Source organism: Micromonospora sp. IBHARD004, from assembly GCF_052814115.1.
Genome location: NZ_CP199934.1, coordinates 4,662,846 through 4,676,844, shown reverse-complemented (window position 1 = coordinate 4,676,844; position 13,999 = coordinate 4,662,846). Strand labels below are relative to the sequence as shown.

Genomic DNA, 13,999 nt, shown 5'->3' with positions numbered 1-13,999 from the left:
GATGTCGATTACCCCCGAGAACCTCGGCGACCTCAGCCGCCGGACCCTGCTGCGGCGGGCCGCCGCGGCCGGCCTGCTGGCCACCCCGGCAGCCGGCCTGCTCAGCGCCTGCGCCGGCAGCGAGCCGAGCAAGTCCGACGACACCGGCGCCGCCAAGAGCAAGGACAACCCGTTCGGCGTGAAGGACGGCAGCGCCGTCAAGGTGGTCATCTTCAACGGCGGCCTCGGTGACCAGTGGGCGAAGGAAGACAAGGTCGTCTTCAACGCCAAGCACCCGAACATCACGGTCAACATGAGCTCCACCCAGAAGATCAAGACCGAAGAGCAGCCGAAGATGGCGACCCAGCCGAGCGACCTGGTCATGAACTCGGGCGCGGACAGCATGGACCGCGCCACCCTGATCAACGAAGGCGCGATCGAGCCGCTCGACGACCTGCTCACCGCGCCGGCGTGGGACGGCGAGGGCACGGTGGCCGACACGCTGCTGCCGGGCACGGTCGGCGACGGCACCCAGAACGGGAAGTTCTACGTCGTGAACGTGGCGTACACGGTGTGGGGCAACTGGTACAACGCGGCCCTGTTCAAGAAGGAGGGTTGGCAGGCGCCCACGACCTGGGACGAGTTCTTCGCCCTGGCCCCGAAGATCAAGGCGAAGGGCATGGCGCCGTACGTCCACGACGCCGTCCACGGCTACTACCCCCGCTGGGCGCTCATGGCGAGCATCTGGAAGTCCGCGGGCAAGCAGGCGGTCATCGACATCGACAACCTCAAGGACAACGCCTGGAAGGCCGACGGCATCCTCAAGGCGCTGGAGCCGTGGGAGAAGCTCGTCAAGGACCGGCTGCTCCTGCCGGGCAAGCTCGACCACACCCAGTCGCAGCAGGCCTGGCTCGACGGCAAGGCGGCGTTCATCCAGGTCGGCACCTGGCTGAAGAACGAGATGACCGCGACCATCCCGCCGGGCTTCGAGCTGACCCTGTCGGACTACTGGTCCAACGCGGGCGACAAGGCGGCGAAGGACGTGTTCGCCGGCTCCGGTGAGGGCTTCGTCGTGCCGAGCAAGGCGCCGAACAAGGAGGCGGCCAAGGAGTTCCTGCGGGCGATCCTGTCCAAGGCCGGCTCGGCGAAGTTCGCGGAGCTGACCAAGTCGCTGGCCTCCACCAAGGGCTCCGGCGACAACGTGCAGGACTCGGCGCTGGCGTCCGCGAACGCGCTCATGAAGAACGCGACGTCGGACCTGATCTCGGTCAAGATCTGGGACTTCTACGCTGACATGAACAAGGCGGGCGAGAACCTGTCCGAGGAGCTGATGGCCGGCCGGCTCACCGCGCAGCAGTTCATCGACAAGATGCAGGCGGCCGCCGACAAGGTCGCCAAGGACGCGAACGTGAAGAAGCAGACCCGGACGGCCTGACCAACCCCGGATCAACTAGAGAAGTGAGTGACCATGCGGCACGGTGTTGCACGTTTCGTCACGGGCTTCCTGGCCCTGCCGGTTGCGCTGTACCTCTTCTATGTGGTGTGGCCCTTCCTGCAGGCGGCGGGGTACTCGTTGACCGACTGGGGCGGCTTCTCGAACACCCAGAACTTCGTCGGTCTTGACAACTACGTCCGTTTGTTCCAGGACGAGCTGGTCAGGATGGCCTTCTGGCACAACGTGTTCTTCCTGGTCATGTTGCCGCTGGTCACGATCACGCTGGCCCTGTTCCTCGCGTTCCTGCTGAATGTGGGCGGACGGGGGAACAGGGCCGGCATCCGGGGTGTCTTCGGCTCCAGCGTGTACAAGGTGATCTACTTCTTCCCGATCACGCTGTCGCTGGTGGTCATCGCGGTGATGTGGCAACAGGTCTACCGCGCCGACGACCAGGGTCTGATCAACGGCGTGCTCATGAAGCTCGGGCTGGTCGACCGGGAGAATCCAGTCGCGTTCGTCATCGACCCGGAGCCGTTCCTCGGCGTACCGGCGGTGCTGTGGTGGCTGCTGCTGATCGCGGTGTGGAGCGGCGTCGGCTTCTACATGGTGCTGTTCTCGGCAGCCATGCAGTCGATCCCGAAGGACATCTACGAGGCCGCGTTGCTCGACGGGGCTTCCCGGGTGCACACCTTCTTCCGGGTTACGCTGCCGCTGCTGCGCGACACGGTCTCCGTGGCCTGGATCTACCTGGGTTTCATCGCGCTGGACATGTACGCGCTGGTCTACGTCATGACGCCGAGCCAGGGCGGCCCGAATCACACCAGCGAGATCTTCGCCTCAGTGATCAGCTTCACCGCGTTCCAAAGGGGCCAGTACGGCTACGCCTGCGCGATGGCGGTGGCTCTGGCGATCTTCACGATCCTGCTGGCCGCTGCCCAGTTGAGAATCACCCGCCGCGAGCGGATCGAGTTCTGAGGAGGTCTGGGCGATGAGCACGGTGACACAGCCCTCGGGCCGGCTGACCCGGCCCGACGAAACCCCGCCCGGGCGTGGGACGCCGAAGACCGGCCGGCGCAGCGGTGGCCTGGGCGAGCGCATCTTCAACGGCTTCTCACACCTCTTCCTACTGGTGTGGGCCGTAATGGTGGTCTACCCGCTGCTGTGGGTGGTGATGTCGTCCCTCAAGTCCGACCGGGCGATCATCAAGGAGCCACTGTCGCTGATCCCGGACGGGCTGCACTGGGACAACTTCGTCCGAGCCTGGGGCCAGGGGCACATCGGGGCGTTCTTCCTCAACACGCTGCTGGTCCTCGTCTTCAGCGTGACCCTGACCATGCTGCTGGGCTCGATGGCCGCGTACGCGCTGGCCCGCTTCAACTTCCCGGGTAACCGGCTGATCTACTTCATGTTCCTGTCCGGTCTCACGCTGCCGATCTACCTCGCCGCGGTGCCCCTGTTCAAGGGCGTCTACAACACCGGCGTCGTCTTTCCGCTGCTTGGGCCGAACAAGCACGTCATGCTGATCGTCGTCTACGTGGCCTGGTCGCTGTCGTTCACGGTGTTCTTCATGCACTCGTTCTTCCGGACGCTGCCGTCCACGGTCGCGGAGGCGGCGATGGTCGACGGTGCCTCGCACACGGCGACCTTCTTCAGGGTCATGCTGCCGATGGCCAAGCCCGGTCTGATCAGCATCGGCATCTTCAACGTGCTCGGCCAGTGGAACCAGTGGTACCTGCCGGTGCTGCTGATGCAGTCGGTCTCCGGTGAGCCGAAGCACCAGGTCATCTCCCAGGGGCTGATCGAGCTCTCGGTCAACCAGGGCTACAAGTCCGACTGGTCCGGCCTCTTCGCGGGCGTCACCATGGCGATGCTCCCGGTGCTGATCGTGTACATGGTCTTCCAGCGCCAGGTCCAGTCCGGCCTGACGGCCGGCGTGGGTAAGTAACCCGCCCGCCGCGGAGGCGCGGCTGCACGCGGCGAGTGGCCGTCCCGGTCGGGACGGCCACTCGCTGTCGGGAAAGAGGGCAATGGGCGGCGCGGAGCGGACTGTCGCAGGGGCGGGGCAGAATCGTGTCCGTGCTGGTGGCGGTGGTGGCGGACGAGCGGGGCGGGGGAGTGCTGCAACCCCTCGACGCCGCCGGCCGGCCCGCGGGGCCGGCGGAGCCGGTGGCCGACCTCGCCGCCGCGGTGGCCGCCCGGGAGGCCGCCGAGCGCCCGCGCTGGGTCTGGGCCGCCGGGTCGGGGGTCTACCCCGCGCTGCTGCGCGCCGGGGTCCGGCTGGAGCGCTGCCACGACGTGGAGCTGACCGAGGCGCTGCTGCTCGGGCACGCCGGCCGGTGGGGCGAGCCCCGGTCGCTCGCCGCGGCCTGGGCGCGGCTGACCGGCGCGCCGGTCCCGCCCGACCCGGCGCCCCGGGCGCCGGAGCCGCCGGGCCACGGGCAGGGCGCGCTCTTCGACGCGCCGTCCGGTCCGCCGGGCCCGGGCATCGAGGCGCTGACCCGGGTGTACGCCGACCAGCTCGGCCGGATCGCGGCAACCGAGCACCCCGGCCGGTTCCGGCTGCTCGTGGCGGCCGAGTCGGCGGGCGCGCTGATCGCCACGGAGATGGGGGTGGCCGGGCTGCCGTGGCGGGCCGAGGTGCACGACGCGATCCTCGCCGAGCTGCTCGGGGAGGCCTCCCCGGTGGGCGGGCCGCCCCGCCGGCTGGCCGAGTTGGCCGCCCGGATCGCCGAGGCGTTCGGCGTACGGCAGCTGCACACGGACTCCCCGGCGGAGCTGCTGAAGGCGTTCGCCCGGGCCGGGGTGGAGCTGCCGAACACCCGGGCGTGGGTGCTGCGCGGGGTGGAGCACCCGGCGGTCCCGCTGGTCCTGGAGTACAAGGAGCTCTACCGGATCTGGACGGCGCACGGCTGGGCGTGGCGTGACGCCTGGGTCTCCGGCGGTCGCTTCCACCCGGAGTACGTGCCCGGCGGCGTGGTTTCCGGCCGGTGGGCCACCCGGGGCGGCGGAGCGCTGCAGATCCCGAAGGTGATCCGGCGGGCGGTGGTGGCCGATCCCGGCTGGACCTTCGTCGTGGCCGACGCGGGCCAGTTGGAGCCGCGGGTGCTGGCCGCGGTCTCCGGTGACGCCCGGCTCGCGGCGGCCGGCGGGGCCGGCGACCTCTATGCCGCGCTCGCCCGGGACGCCTTCGCCGGTGACCGGGCCCGGGCGAAGGTGGCCCTGCTCGGCGCGATGTACGGGCAGACCGGCGGAGCGGCGGTGCCCGCCCTGGCGGTGCTCAAGCGGAGCTACCCGACGGCGTTCGGCTACGTCGAGGCGGCGGCGCGGACCGGCGAGGCCGGTGGGCTGGTGCGCTCCTGGCTCGGGCGGACCTGCCCGCCGGGCTCGGTCGGCTTCGCGGACGGCGACGAGGCGGACCCGGACGCCGGGGCGGACCCGCAGGGGCCGCGGGCCCGTGCCGCCCGCTCCCGGGGCCGGTTCACCCGCAACTTCGTCATCCAGGCGACGGCCGCCGAGTGGGCCTCGACGCTGCTGGCCACGTTGCGGACGGCGCTGGCCGGCACGCGGGCCGAGCTGGTCTTCTTCCAGCACGACGAGGTGATCGTGCACTGCCCGGCCGGGCAGGCCGACGCGGTGGCGGAGGCGGTCACCGCCGCGGGCGCGCGGGCGGCGGCGCTGCTCTTCGGCGACACCCCGGTCCGGTTCCCGCTGGACCTGTCCATCGTCGACTGCTACGCCGACGCGGCATAGTCGGGCAATTTTCCCTTTTGCCCCGCCACCCCGGCGCGGGGGCGCTCGTTGGGCCCGGTGTGCGTACGACGGGACGGACCGGACGCGGGTGAGCCGGTGCCGACCCCACGGTCGAGGGGGCGCAGCTGAACCGGATCGCAGGAATGATCATCGCAGCGGGCGGGGGACGTCGCATCGGCGGACCCGAGGCGCTGCTGCACCAGGGGGAGAAGCCCCTGGTGAACCGGATGATCCACACGTTGGTCGAGGCGGGCTGCGAGCAGATCGTGGTCGTACTGGGCGCGGCGGCCGACCAGGTCCGCGAGACGACGGACCTGACCGGGGCCACCGTGGTGGTCAACCGGGCATGGGGGACCGGCGTCGGCTCCTCCATCCGCGCCGGCCTGGCGGCCCTGACCGACGAGGGGATCGAGGCGGTCGTCGTGGTGCCCGTGGACATGCCGGGGCTGACCGCCAAAGCGGTCCGGCGGGTGGCCGCGCTGCCGTACCCCGACGTGCTGGTCTGCGCGACCTACGACGGGCTGCGCGGCTACCCGATGCTCTTCGGCCGCCGGCACTGGGCCGGCATCGCCACCCTGGCCAGCGCCGACGTCGGCGCCCGGCCCTACCTGCTGGCGCACAAGGACCAGATCGTCGACATCTCGTGCGAATCGGTGGCCGACGGCAGCCGGGTGGACAGCCCCGAGCTGATGGCGCTGTACGGGCTCACCGTCCCCGAGCAGCGGGTGGGCGTCTGACCTCCGGCCCTCCGGTGGGTCCGCCGCCCCGACTCAGGTCAGGTCGAACAAAGCCGCCGCGTTGTCCCAGCAGACCGCCCGCAGCCAGTCGTCGCCGAGTCCCAGCTCGGCCAGGCCGGTGAGCTGCTCGGCGTACGGGTAGGGGATGTTCGGGAAGTCGCTGCCGAGCAGCACCTTGCCGGCCAGCCCCAGCTCGCGCAGCCGGGGCAGCTCCCCGGCCGGGAACGGCATGAACCGGTCGAAGAACGAGGTGAACGCCATCGTCGTGTCCAGCCGCACCCGCTCGTGCTTCTCCGCCAGGTCGAGGAACGCGGCGTAGTCGGGCGCGCCCAGGTGGGCCACGATCGCGGTCAGCCCCGGATGCCGGGCGAGCAGCGCGGCGAACGGCTCCGGGCCGGTGTGCGCGGTGCCGACGGGCGCGTGCCCGGCGTGCACCACCACCGGTACGCCCGCGTCGGCGAGCAGCCCCCACACCGCGTCCAGCGCCGGATCGGTGGGGAGGAACCCGCCGACCTGGACGTGCACCTTGAACACCCGGGCGCCGGCGTCGAGCGCCTCGGCGACGTAGCGGACGGCCCCCGGCTCCGGGTAGAAGGTCGCCGAGGGCAGGCAGCCGGGGGTGGCGCGGGCGAACCCCAGCGTCCACCGGTTCAGTGCCTCCGCCATGCCGGGCCGGTGCGGGTACGCCAGCGCGGTGAACGCCCGTACGCCGAGCCGGCGCAGGTGCGCCACCCGCTCCGCGTCGCCCCACCGGTACCGGATCGGCCACTCGGTGCCGACCAGCGGCCCGGCCGCGTCGAAGTACGCCCAGACCTTGCGCAGCAGGCGGGGTGGCAGGAAGTGCACGTGCACGTCGGCGAGCCCGGGCAGGCCGAGCCGGCGCCAGAACGCCGGCACGGTGGCGTCCTCGGCCGGCGGCCGACCCGCGTCGGCCGGAATGTCCTCGATCTCCGTCACACCTCGATGTTGAACCGGTGCAGCACCGACGGCGCGACCAGCCCCACCGCGGCGAGCACCGCCAGGACGGTCAGCGCGGCGCGCAGCACGATCACCTCGGTCTTGCTGCCGGTGCGCAGCGCGAGGCTGTTGGGCAGACCGACCATCAGCCACATCCGGCGTCTGATCGGGATCGGCCAGAGGATCGGCACCCCGGCCCGGGTGATCATGTCGCCGAGGATGTGCACGAAACAGCCCACCCCGACGGCCAACCCGATCAGCGGGTAGCCCCGGTCGCCCGGCAGGTTGGCGAAGGTGAACCAGGCGGCGGCCGCCGAGGCCAGCGTCACGATCACCCAGCCGGCCCGCTCGGCCCACTCGTCGAAGAGGCCGCGCAGCGCCAGCCCGATCATGAAGAACAGGATGCTGACCACCGCCCACTTGCCGTAGTGGGCGCAGAGCGCCGTGGTGCCCCAGCCGACCAGCCCGGTGAACGGGAGGGTGTGGGTCAGCGTGCGGTGACCGTTGTTGCGGCGCGGGTCCTTGCTGAGCTTGGTGGCGTAGTAGACGCCCAGCGAGATCTTCTCCATCACCTCGGCGATGAAGAGGCTGAACACGCCGAAGGTCCGGGCCACGGTCGCCCCGCCCTGGTTCCGGGTCACCTTGCCGGAGAGGTCGAGGTCGGGGAAGAGCGCCCCGCCCGCGCAGACCGCGGTCCCGACCGCGAGCGCCAGCGGCGTCTGGTGGTAGTCGGCGAACTGGTCCAGCGCCCAGGACCCGGTCAGCCACACCGCCGCGCCGGACAGCGCGTGGGACGGTCCCATCATCTCGGCTCGCCCTCCCCAGAGATCTTGATCGACAAACTACGCCACTGTAATTCGCCGTCGCGATCGAGGGGCATCACCCGGACGGTCCACAGCGGAGGGGGTCAGGGACCATGCGTACCGAGCCCGCTGTCGGTCACCACCACCGTCGTCATGCTGTGGGCTGTCGTGGTCACCGCCATCCGTTAGCGGCCGCCCCGAGGAGATTTCCCTCCGGGATGTCGATCCGCGGCCGTCCGCCGGCGAGCAGGGCGGCGGCGCGGCGAGCCTGGAACGTGCTGTTTTCCCGGCGGGCGGCGGCGTAGCTGGTCGCGGTGCGGGCCGCGACGGCGGCCCAGCCGTACCGCTCGGCGACCATGGTCCGGGCGCGCCGGGCGACCCGGCGGGCGAAGACCTCGTCGCCGAGGAGCTGGTCCACCGCGCCGGCGAGCGCGTCGGGGTCGCTGTGCGGGAAGGTCACCCCGGTCACGCCCGGCTCGACGATCTCCGCGAGCCCGCCGGTGCTCGCCACCGCGAGGGGTGCCCCGGCGGCGGCCGCCTCCAGGGCGATCATGCCGAACGGCTCGTAGAGGCTGGGGATCACGGTCGCGTCGGTGGCGGCGAGCACCGCCGGCAGCTGGGTGGCGTCCATGAAGCCGGCGAAGCGCACCGTGTCGCCGAGGTGCAGCCGCCGCGCCTCGGCGACCAGTTCCTCCCGGTACGGCCCGTCGCCGGCGATGACCACCCGCAGCCCCGGGTGCCGGTCCCGCAGGTACGGCACCGCGTGCACCAGGTGCTGCACGCCCTTCTCGTAGACCAGCCGGCCGGCGTACCCGACCAGCGGGCCGTCCCCGGCGTAGCGGGCCCGGGCGGAGGCGACGGTCCGCGGGCGGGCGCGCCAGGCCCGGTGGTCGACCCCGTTGGGGACCACGTCGATCAGCCCGGTCGGCACGTCGAAGAGCCGGGTCACCTGGTCCCGCATGTAGCCGGAGCAGGCGATCACCCGGGCCGAGGCGTTACTGAGCCAGTGCTCGACGCCGTGGATGGTGCGGTTCATCTCCGCCGGCAGCCAGCCCTGGTGCCGGCCGGCCTCGGTGGCGTGGATGGTGGTGACCAGCGGCACGTCGAGGTGTTCGGCGAGGGTGACCGCGGTGTGTGCGACGAGCCAGTCGTGGGCGTGGATGACGTCGTACGCGCCGGACTCGGCGGCGCGCAGCGCCGCCCGGGTGAGCGTGTGGTTGAACGCCATCGTCCAGGCCAGCAGCGAGCCGGTGGCGAGCGGGAAGGTGACCGGGTCCTCGGCGGCGCGGAGGACCCGGACGCCGTCGGCGTACTCCTCCAGCGGGGCGCCCTCGGCGTGCCGGGTGACCACGGTGACCTCGTGGCCGGCGGCGGCCAGGGTGACGGAGAGGGCGTGCACATGGCGGCCGAGCCCACCGACGAGCACGGGTGGGTACTCCCAGGAGAGGATCAGCACCCGCTGGTGCCGGGCGGGGTGGATGTCGATCACGTCGGCGTCAGGTGACATGCGGCCCCCTTTGAGTTGTCCCCGGACCGCGGCGGCCGCCACCACAGCGGGTGCCCGCCGGCTCGCGTGGGTCGGGGCCAATCCTGCCGACCGGTCGATAACCAGCGGAGACGCGCTGGTTGCCGGTGTGTAACGCGTGCCTATCCGGCCCGCCGGACGCGCAGCAGTTCGGCGACCGACCACGCCTGGAACGGGCAGCCGGTCGCGGCGTGCGGGGCGAGCGCCTCGGCCGTCTCACTCACCGACCCCAGGCCGTACTCCGCCAGGTGGCCCTCGAGTCCCACCAGGAGGTCATCGGTGGGCAGTCCGGCCCGCCGGTACGCGTCGACGAGCGGCCCGATCAGCCACGGCCAGACGGTGCCCTGGTGGTAGGCCCCGTCCCGCTCCGCCGGACCGCCCCGGTGCCGGCCGACGAAGCCCGGCGAGTCGGGCGAGAGGCTGCGCGGCCCGAGCGGGGTGAACAGCCCGGCGGTGATCCGGCGCAGCGTCGCCTCGTCCGGTTCGAGCGGGGCGTACGGCAGCGACCAGGCGAGCAGCTGGTTGGGGCGGAGCAGGTCGTCGTCGTGGTGCGGGGCCCCGCCCAGCGGGTACGCCGGGGCCGGCGCGTCCACCACGTCGTGCAGCCAGCCCACCGGCGCCGGGAACCGCTTCCGGAACGCCGTGGTCGCCTTCGTGTGCAGCCCCCACAGCGCGGTGGCGTCCCGACCGGTCAGCTCGCTCAGCTCGGCCAGGCCGGCCAGCCCGTTCACCCAGAGCGCGTTGACCTCCACCGGCTTGCCGGTACGCGGTGTCACCGGCACCCCGTACACCCGGGCGTCCATCCAGGTGAGCGCGGTGTCCGGCGGGCCGCCCTGAGTGAGCAGCCCGTCGGCCGGGTCGACCGCGATGCCGTACCGGGTGCCGGCCAGGTGCGCCTCGACCACGGCGTGCAGCGCGGGCAGCAGCTCGTCGGCGAGGTCGGTGTCCCCGGTGACGGTGACGTGCCGGCTCACCGCGTGCAGGAACCACAGCGTCGCGTCGACCGTGTTGTACTCCACCCGGCCGGTGTCGGCGGTGTTCGCCAGCATCCCCTCCGACAGCGTCGCCGCGTACGCCCGCAGCAGCTCCCGGCCCTCGTCCGCGCGGTTGGTGCGGAGCAGGAGCCCCTCGTAGGAGGTCATGGTGTCCCGCGACCAGGCGCCGAACCACGGGTAGCCGGCGACCACGTCCGGGCGCGCGGCGGTGCGCACCACGAACGCGTCGGCGGCCAGGGCGAGGGTCGCCTCCACCGGGTCGGCCGGCTTCGCCGCGGCCATCACGTCCCGGTTGCGCCGCCGGGCCGCCTCGACCACGTCGGTCGCCGCGGGCGGGTGGTCGGCCAGGTCGTCGGCCCAGGCCAGCACCGACACCGTGTCGCCCGGGCGGTCCAGCGCCCCGGCGAAGCGGCCCGCGTACCAGAGGTCCTCGTCCGGGTTGAGCCCGCGGGCCGCCTCCTCGCGGTGCCGCACGCCCAGCCACCACTGCCCCTCGGGCCTCCAGTCCGGCCCGGCCAGCCGGTACGCCCCCTCGATCACCGCCCCGCCGGCGGCCGGCTCCATCCGGGGCGTCGGCCCGTCGGCCCGCCGCTCGCCGTGCGCGTCCCGCCAGGTGCAGGCCGCCGCCAGGTCCAGCCGGACCGGGCCGCCCGACACCAGCCGGTGCACCACCGCCACGCAGGACCGGCCGTGCGCCATGGCGATCTCCCGCTCGATCACCACGTCGCCGATCCGCCAGCGCCAGCGCGGCACCCCGTCGACCAGGGCGAACTGCTCCAGCAGCTCGAAACCGCGCGGGTCGACGGCACCGGAGGACCACTCGTGCGCGCCGAGGCGCACCCGGGCCCCGGACGGCAGGGTCACCGCCGGGTCCAGGTCGACCAGCCCCATCCGGCGGGTTGCCGGCGTTTCCCCGGCGACCACGAGCAGGCCGTGGTATCGGCGGGTGCGCAGCCCGCTCACCGTGCCCATGGCGTAGCCGCCCCGGCCGTCCGGGACCAGCCATTCCCGGGTCGCCCCGGTGTCCAGCTCCCCGCAGACCTGCGGCCCGCAACGAAAGTCGATCAACTTTCCTCCACTGGCGGCGAGGTGCTACACGCCACGACGACAATGGCCGCTGTGGTGATGTACCCCGGCGGCGTCGAAGATGTGCAGGTGATCACTGACCGTCCGACCTCCGCCGCCCCCGACCCCGAGCGGCACCGGCTCGCCCAGGCCGATGCCGGGGAGCAGGACTGGCGCGCATGGGGTCCCTATCTGTCCGAGCGGGCGTGGGGGACGGTACGGGAGGACTACAGCGAACACGGCACGGCGTGGGACTACTTCCCCCACGATCACGCGCGGTCCCGAGCCTACCGGTGGAACGAGGACGGCATGGCGGGCGTCTGCGACGACCGGCAGACGTTCTGCTTCGCGCTCGCCCTCTGGAACGGGAAGGACCCGATCCTCAAGGAGCGGATGTTCGGCCTCGGCGGCGACGGCGGCAATCACGGCGAGGACGTGAAGGAGTACTGGTGGTACGAGGACTCCACCCCCACCCACTCCTTCATGCGCTGGCGCTACCACTACCCGCAGGCCGCCTTCCCGTACGACGAGCTGGTCGCGGTCAACGCGCTGCGCGGCCGGGACGACACCGAGTACGAGCTGGTCGACACGGGGATCTTCGACGACGACCGGTACTGGGCGGTAACCGTCGACTACGCCAAGGCGTCGCCGACCGACATGTGCATCCTGGTGACCGTCGCCAACCGGGGTGACCGGGCCGAGCGGCTGCACGTGCTGCCCACCCTGTGGTTCCGCAACACCTGGACGTGGGGGCTGCCCGGCGGCGACCGGGTGCCGAAGCTGGTCGGCGAGGATGCCCGGCTGGTCGGCGAGCACTGGGTGCTCGGCCAGATCCTGCTGGAGGGCGACGGCGCGCCGACCCCGCTGCTCTGCGACAACGACACCAACGCCGAGCGGCTCTGGGGGCTGCCGGGCCGGTCGGCGTACCCGAAGGACGGGATCAACGACCACGTCGTGGCCGGCGCGGCCACGGTCAACCCGGACCGGGAGGGGACGAAGGGGGCGCTGCACTACGTCCTCGACGTGCCGGCCGGCGGGCAGCGGCAGATCCGGCTGCGGCTGACCCGGACGGCCCCGCCGCCGGCGAGCACCCCGCCGCCGCCGGCCGATCTCGGCGACGACTTCGACAGCGTGCTCTGGGCCCGGCGCGCCGAGGCGAACCGGTTCTTCACCGGCGTCATCCCGGAAGGGGCCAGCGCCGACGAGGCCCTGGTGGCCCGGCAGGCCATCGCCGGGCTGATGTGGGGCAAGCAGTTCTACCACTTCGACGTCAAGCGCTGGCTGGAGGGCGATCCGGGTTCACCGCCGCCCCCGCCGGGCCGCCGGCACGGGCGCAACGGCCACTGGTGGCACATGACCAGCTTCGACGTGATCTCCATGCCGGACCCCTGGGAGTACCCCTGGTACGCGGCCTGGGACCTGGCCTTCCACTGCGTCACCATCGCCCGGGTCGACCCCGGCCTCGCCAAGGAGCAGCTGCTGCTCCTGCTCCGCGAGTGGTACCTGCATCCCAACGGGCAGATCCCGGCGTACGAGTGGGCGTTCGGCGACGTGAACCCGCCGGTGCACGCCTGGGCGGCGCTGAAGGTCTTCGAGATCGACGGCTCCCGGGACCACGAGTTCCTCGCCCGGGTGATGCACAAGCTGCTGCTCAACTTCACCTGGTGGGTCAACCGCAAGGACACCGGCGGCAACAACGTCTTCGAGGGCGGCTTCCTCGGGCTGGACAACGTCGGCCCGTTCGACCGCTCCGCCGCGCTGCCGGTGGCCGGGGTGCTCGAACAGTCCGACGGCACCGGCTGGATGGCCATGTACGCGCTCAACCTGCTCGACATGGCCATCGTGTTGGCCGAGCACGACCGGGCGTACGTGGACACCGCGACGAAGTTCTTCGAGCACTTCTCGTACATCGCCGCCGCCGCGTACGACCAGGGGCTCTGGGATGACGAGGACGCCTTCTTCTACGACGTGCTGCGGCTGGCCGACGGCAGCCAGGTGCCGCTGAAGGTCCGCTCGGTGGTCGGGCTGCTGCCCCTCGCGGCGACCACCCGGCTCACCGCGAAGACCCTGCGCCGGCTGCCCGAGCTGGGCGCCCGGCTGCGCTGGTTCCTCACCAACCGCCCCGAGTACGCCGACGTGATCGGCGCCCGCCGGCTCGGCCCCGACGGGCGGCAGCAGCGGCTGCTCTCCATGGTCGGCCCGGATCAGGTGGTCCGGCTGCTCGCCCGGATGCTGGACACCGACGAGTTCCTCTCCGAGTACGGCCTGCGCACGCTCAGCCGTGCCCACCTGGACAAGCCCTTCACGGTGACCCTCGGCGGCCAGGAGTTCAGCGTCGGATACGAGCCGGCGGAGTCGACCAGCGGGCTTTTCGGCGGCAACTCCAACTGGCGCGGCCCGATCTGGATGCCGACCAACTTCCTGCTGATCAGCGCGCTGCGCGACTACGCCGCCTTCTTCGGCGACGACCTCCAGGTCGAGTACCCGACCCGGTCCGGCCGCAAGTGCTCCCTCGACGAGATCGCCGACGACCTCTCCGCCCGGCTGATCTCGCTCTTCACCCGGGACGGCTGGGGCCGGCGGCCGATCTACGGCGCCGCCCAGCTCTTCCAGACGCATCCGGACTGGCGGGACCTGATCTGTTTCCCGGAGTACTTCCACGGGGACAACGGCGCCGGGCTGGGGGCCTGGCACCAGACCGGCTGGACCGCGCTGGTCGCCGACCTGATCCTCACCCGGCGCCGCTGATCCGC

10 protein-coding genes are annotated in these 13,999 nt (G+C 72.2%); 6 read left to right on the top strand and 4 right to left on the bottom strand.

Going from position 1 to position 13,999, the window contains the following annotated elements; all coding sequences use genetic code 11:
* Position 1 precedes the first annotated feature (1 nt).
* The 5 genes from ngcE to ACTWO6_RS22760 all read left to right on the top strand — a co-directional run bounded on the left by ngcE (position 2) and on the right by ACTWO6_RS22760 (position 5,901).
* Positions 2–1,414 carry an N-acetylglucosamine/diacetylchitobiose ABC transporter substrate-binding protein gene (gene ngcE, locus ACTWO6_RS22780; RefSeq protein ID WP_446215831.1) on the top strand — a complete coding sequence of 471 codons (1,413 nt, stop codon included), beginning with the start codon at positions 2–4 and terminating at the stop codon, positions 1,412–1,414.
* A gap of 33 nt (positions 1,415–1,447) precedes the next feature.
* Positions 1,448–2,389 (top strand): carbohydrate ABC transporter permease, encoded by a 942-nt coding sequence (locus ACTWO6_RS22775; RefSeq protein ID WP_446215830.1) that lies wholly within the window; start codon positions 1,448–1,450, stop codon positions 2,387–2,389.
* 13 nt (positions 2,390–2,402) lie between these two features.
* Positions 2,403–3,359 carry a carbohydrate ABC transporter permease gene (locus ACTWO6_RS22770; RefSeq protein WP_446215829.1) on the top strand — a complete coding sequence of 319 codons (957 nt, stop codon included), beginning with the start codon at positions 2,403–2,405 and terminating at the stop codon, positions 3,357–3,359.
* 131 nt (positions 3,360–3,490) lie between these two features.
* Positions 3,491–5,164 (top strand): bifunctional 3'-5' exonuclease/DNA polymerase, encoded by a 1,674-nt coding sequence (locus ACTWO6_RS22765; RefSeq protein ID WP_446215828.1) that lies wholly within the window; start codon positions 3,491–3,493, stop codon positions 5,162–5,164.
* 143 nt (positions 5,165–5,307) lie between these two features.
* Entirely contained in the window at positions 5,308–5,901 is a 594-nt protein-coding gene (locus ACTWO6_RS22760) for a nucleotidyltransferase family protein (RefSeq protein ID WP_446215827.1), read from the top strand.
* Between the two features lie 33 nt (positions 5,902–5,934).
* On the opposite strand, the gene ACTWO6_RS22755 is transcribed toward ACTWO6_RS22760, so the two are convergent.
* The 4 genes from ACTWO6_RS22755 to ACTWO6_RS22740 all read right to left on the bottom strand — a co-directional run bounded on the left by ACTWO6_RS22755 (position 5,935) and on the right by ACTWO6_RS22740 (position 11,249).
* The gene (locus ACTWO6_RS22755; RefSeq protein ID WP_446220735.1) at positions 5,935–6,849 is read right to left on the bottom strand and encodes an amidohydrolase family protein; all 915 of its coding nucleotides are present in this window, start codon (positions 6,847–6,849) and stop codon (positions 5,935–5,937) included.
* Positions 6,850–6,854: 5 nt separating this feature from the next.
* Positions 6,855–7,664 carry a metal-dependent hydrolase gene (locus ACTWO6_RS22750; protein ID WP_446215826.1) on the bottom strand — a complete coding sequence of 270 codons (810 nt, stop codon included), beginning with the start codon at positions 7,662–7,664 and terminating at the stop codon, positions 6,855–6,857.
* A gap of 169 nt (positions 7,665–7,833) precedes the next feature.
* Complete coding sequence (locus tag ACTWO6_RS22745) at positions 7,834–9,168, bottom strand: glycosyltransferase family 4 protein (RefSeq protein ID WP_446215825.1); 1,335 nt, start codon at positions 9,166–9,168, stop codon at positions 7,834–7,836.
* Between the two features lie 140 nt (positions 9,169–9,308).
* Complete coding sequence (locus ACTWO6_RS22740; RefSeq protein ID WP_446215824.1) at positions 9,309–11,249, bottom strand: amylo-alpha-1,6-glucosidase; 1,941 nt, start codon at positions 11,247–11,249, stop codon at positions 9,309–9,311.
* A gap of 42 nt (positions 11,250–11,291) precedes the next feature.
* Here ACTWO6_RS22740 and ACTWO6_RS22735 point away from each other — a divergent pair, with 42 nt between their 5' ends.
* Entirely contained in the window at positions 11,292–13,994 is a 2,703-nt protein-coding gene (locus tag ACTWO6_RS22735) for an MGH1-like glycoside hydrolase domain-containing protein (RefSeq protein WP_446215823.1), read from the top strand.
* Positions 13,995–13,999 lie beyond the last annotated feature (5 nt).

What these genes read in the sequence shown, in the direction of transcription:
- ACTWO6_RS22770 (WP_446215829.1), top strand. Translation starts at nt 2,403, where the DNA reads ATGAGCACGGTGACACAGCCCTCGGGCCGGCTGACCCGGCCCGACGAA.
- ACTWO6_RS22750 (WP_446215826.1), bottom strand. Translation starts at nt 7,664, where the DNA reads ATGATGGGACCGTCCCACGCGCTGTCCGGCGCGGCGGTGTGGCTGACC.
- ACTWO6_RS22760 (WP_446215827.1), top strand. Translation starts at nt 5,308, where the DNA reads ATGATCATCGCAGCGGGCGGGGGACGTCGCATCGGCGGACCCGAGGCG.
- ACTWO6_RS22745 (WP_446215825.1), bottom strand. Translation starts at nt 9,168, where the DNA reads ATGTCACCTGACGCCGACGTGATCGACATCCACCCCGCCCGGCACCAG.
- ACTWO6_RS22775 (WP_446215830.1), top strand. Translation starts at nt 1,448, where the DNA reads ATGCGGCACGGTGTTGCACGTTTCGTCACGGGCTTCCTGGCCCTGCCG.
- ACTWO6_RS22735 (WP_446215823.1), top strand. Translation starts at nt 11,292, where the DNA reads ATGGCCGCTGTGGTGATGTACCCCGGCGGCGTCGAAGATGTGCAGGTG.
- ngcE (WP_446215831.1), top strand. Translation starts at nt 2, where the DNA reads ATGTCGATTACCCCCGAGAACCTCGGCGACCTCAGCCGCCGGACCCTG.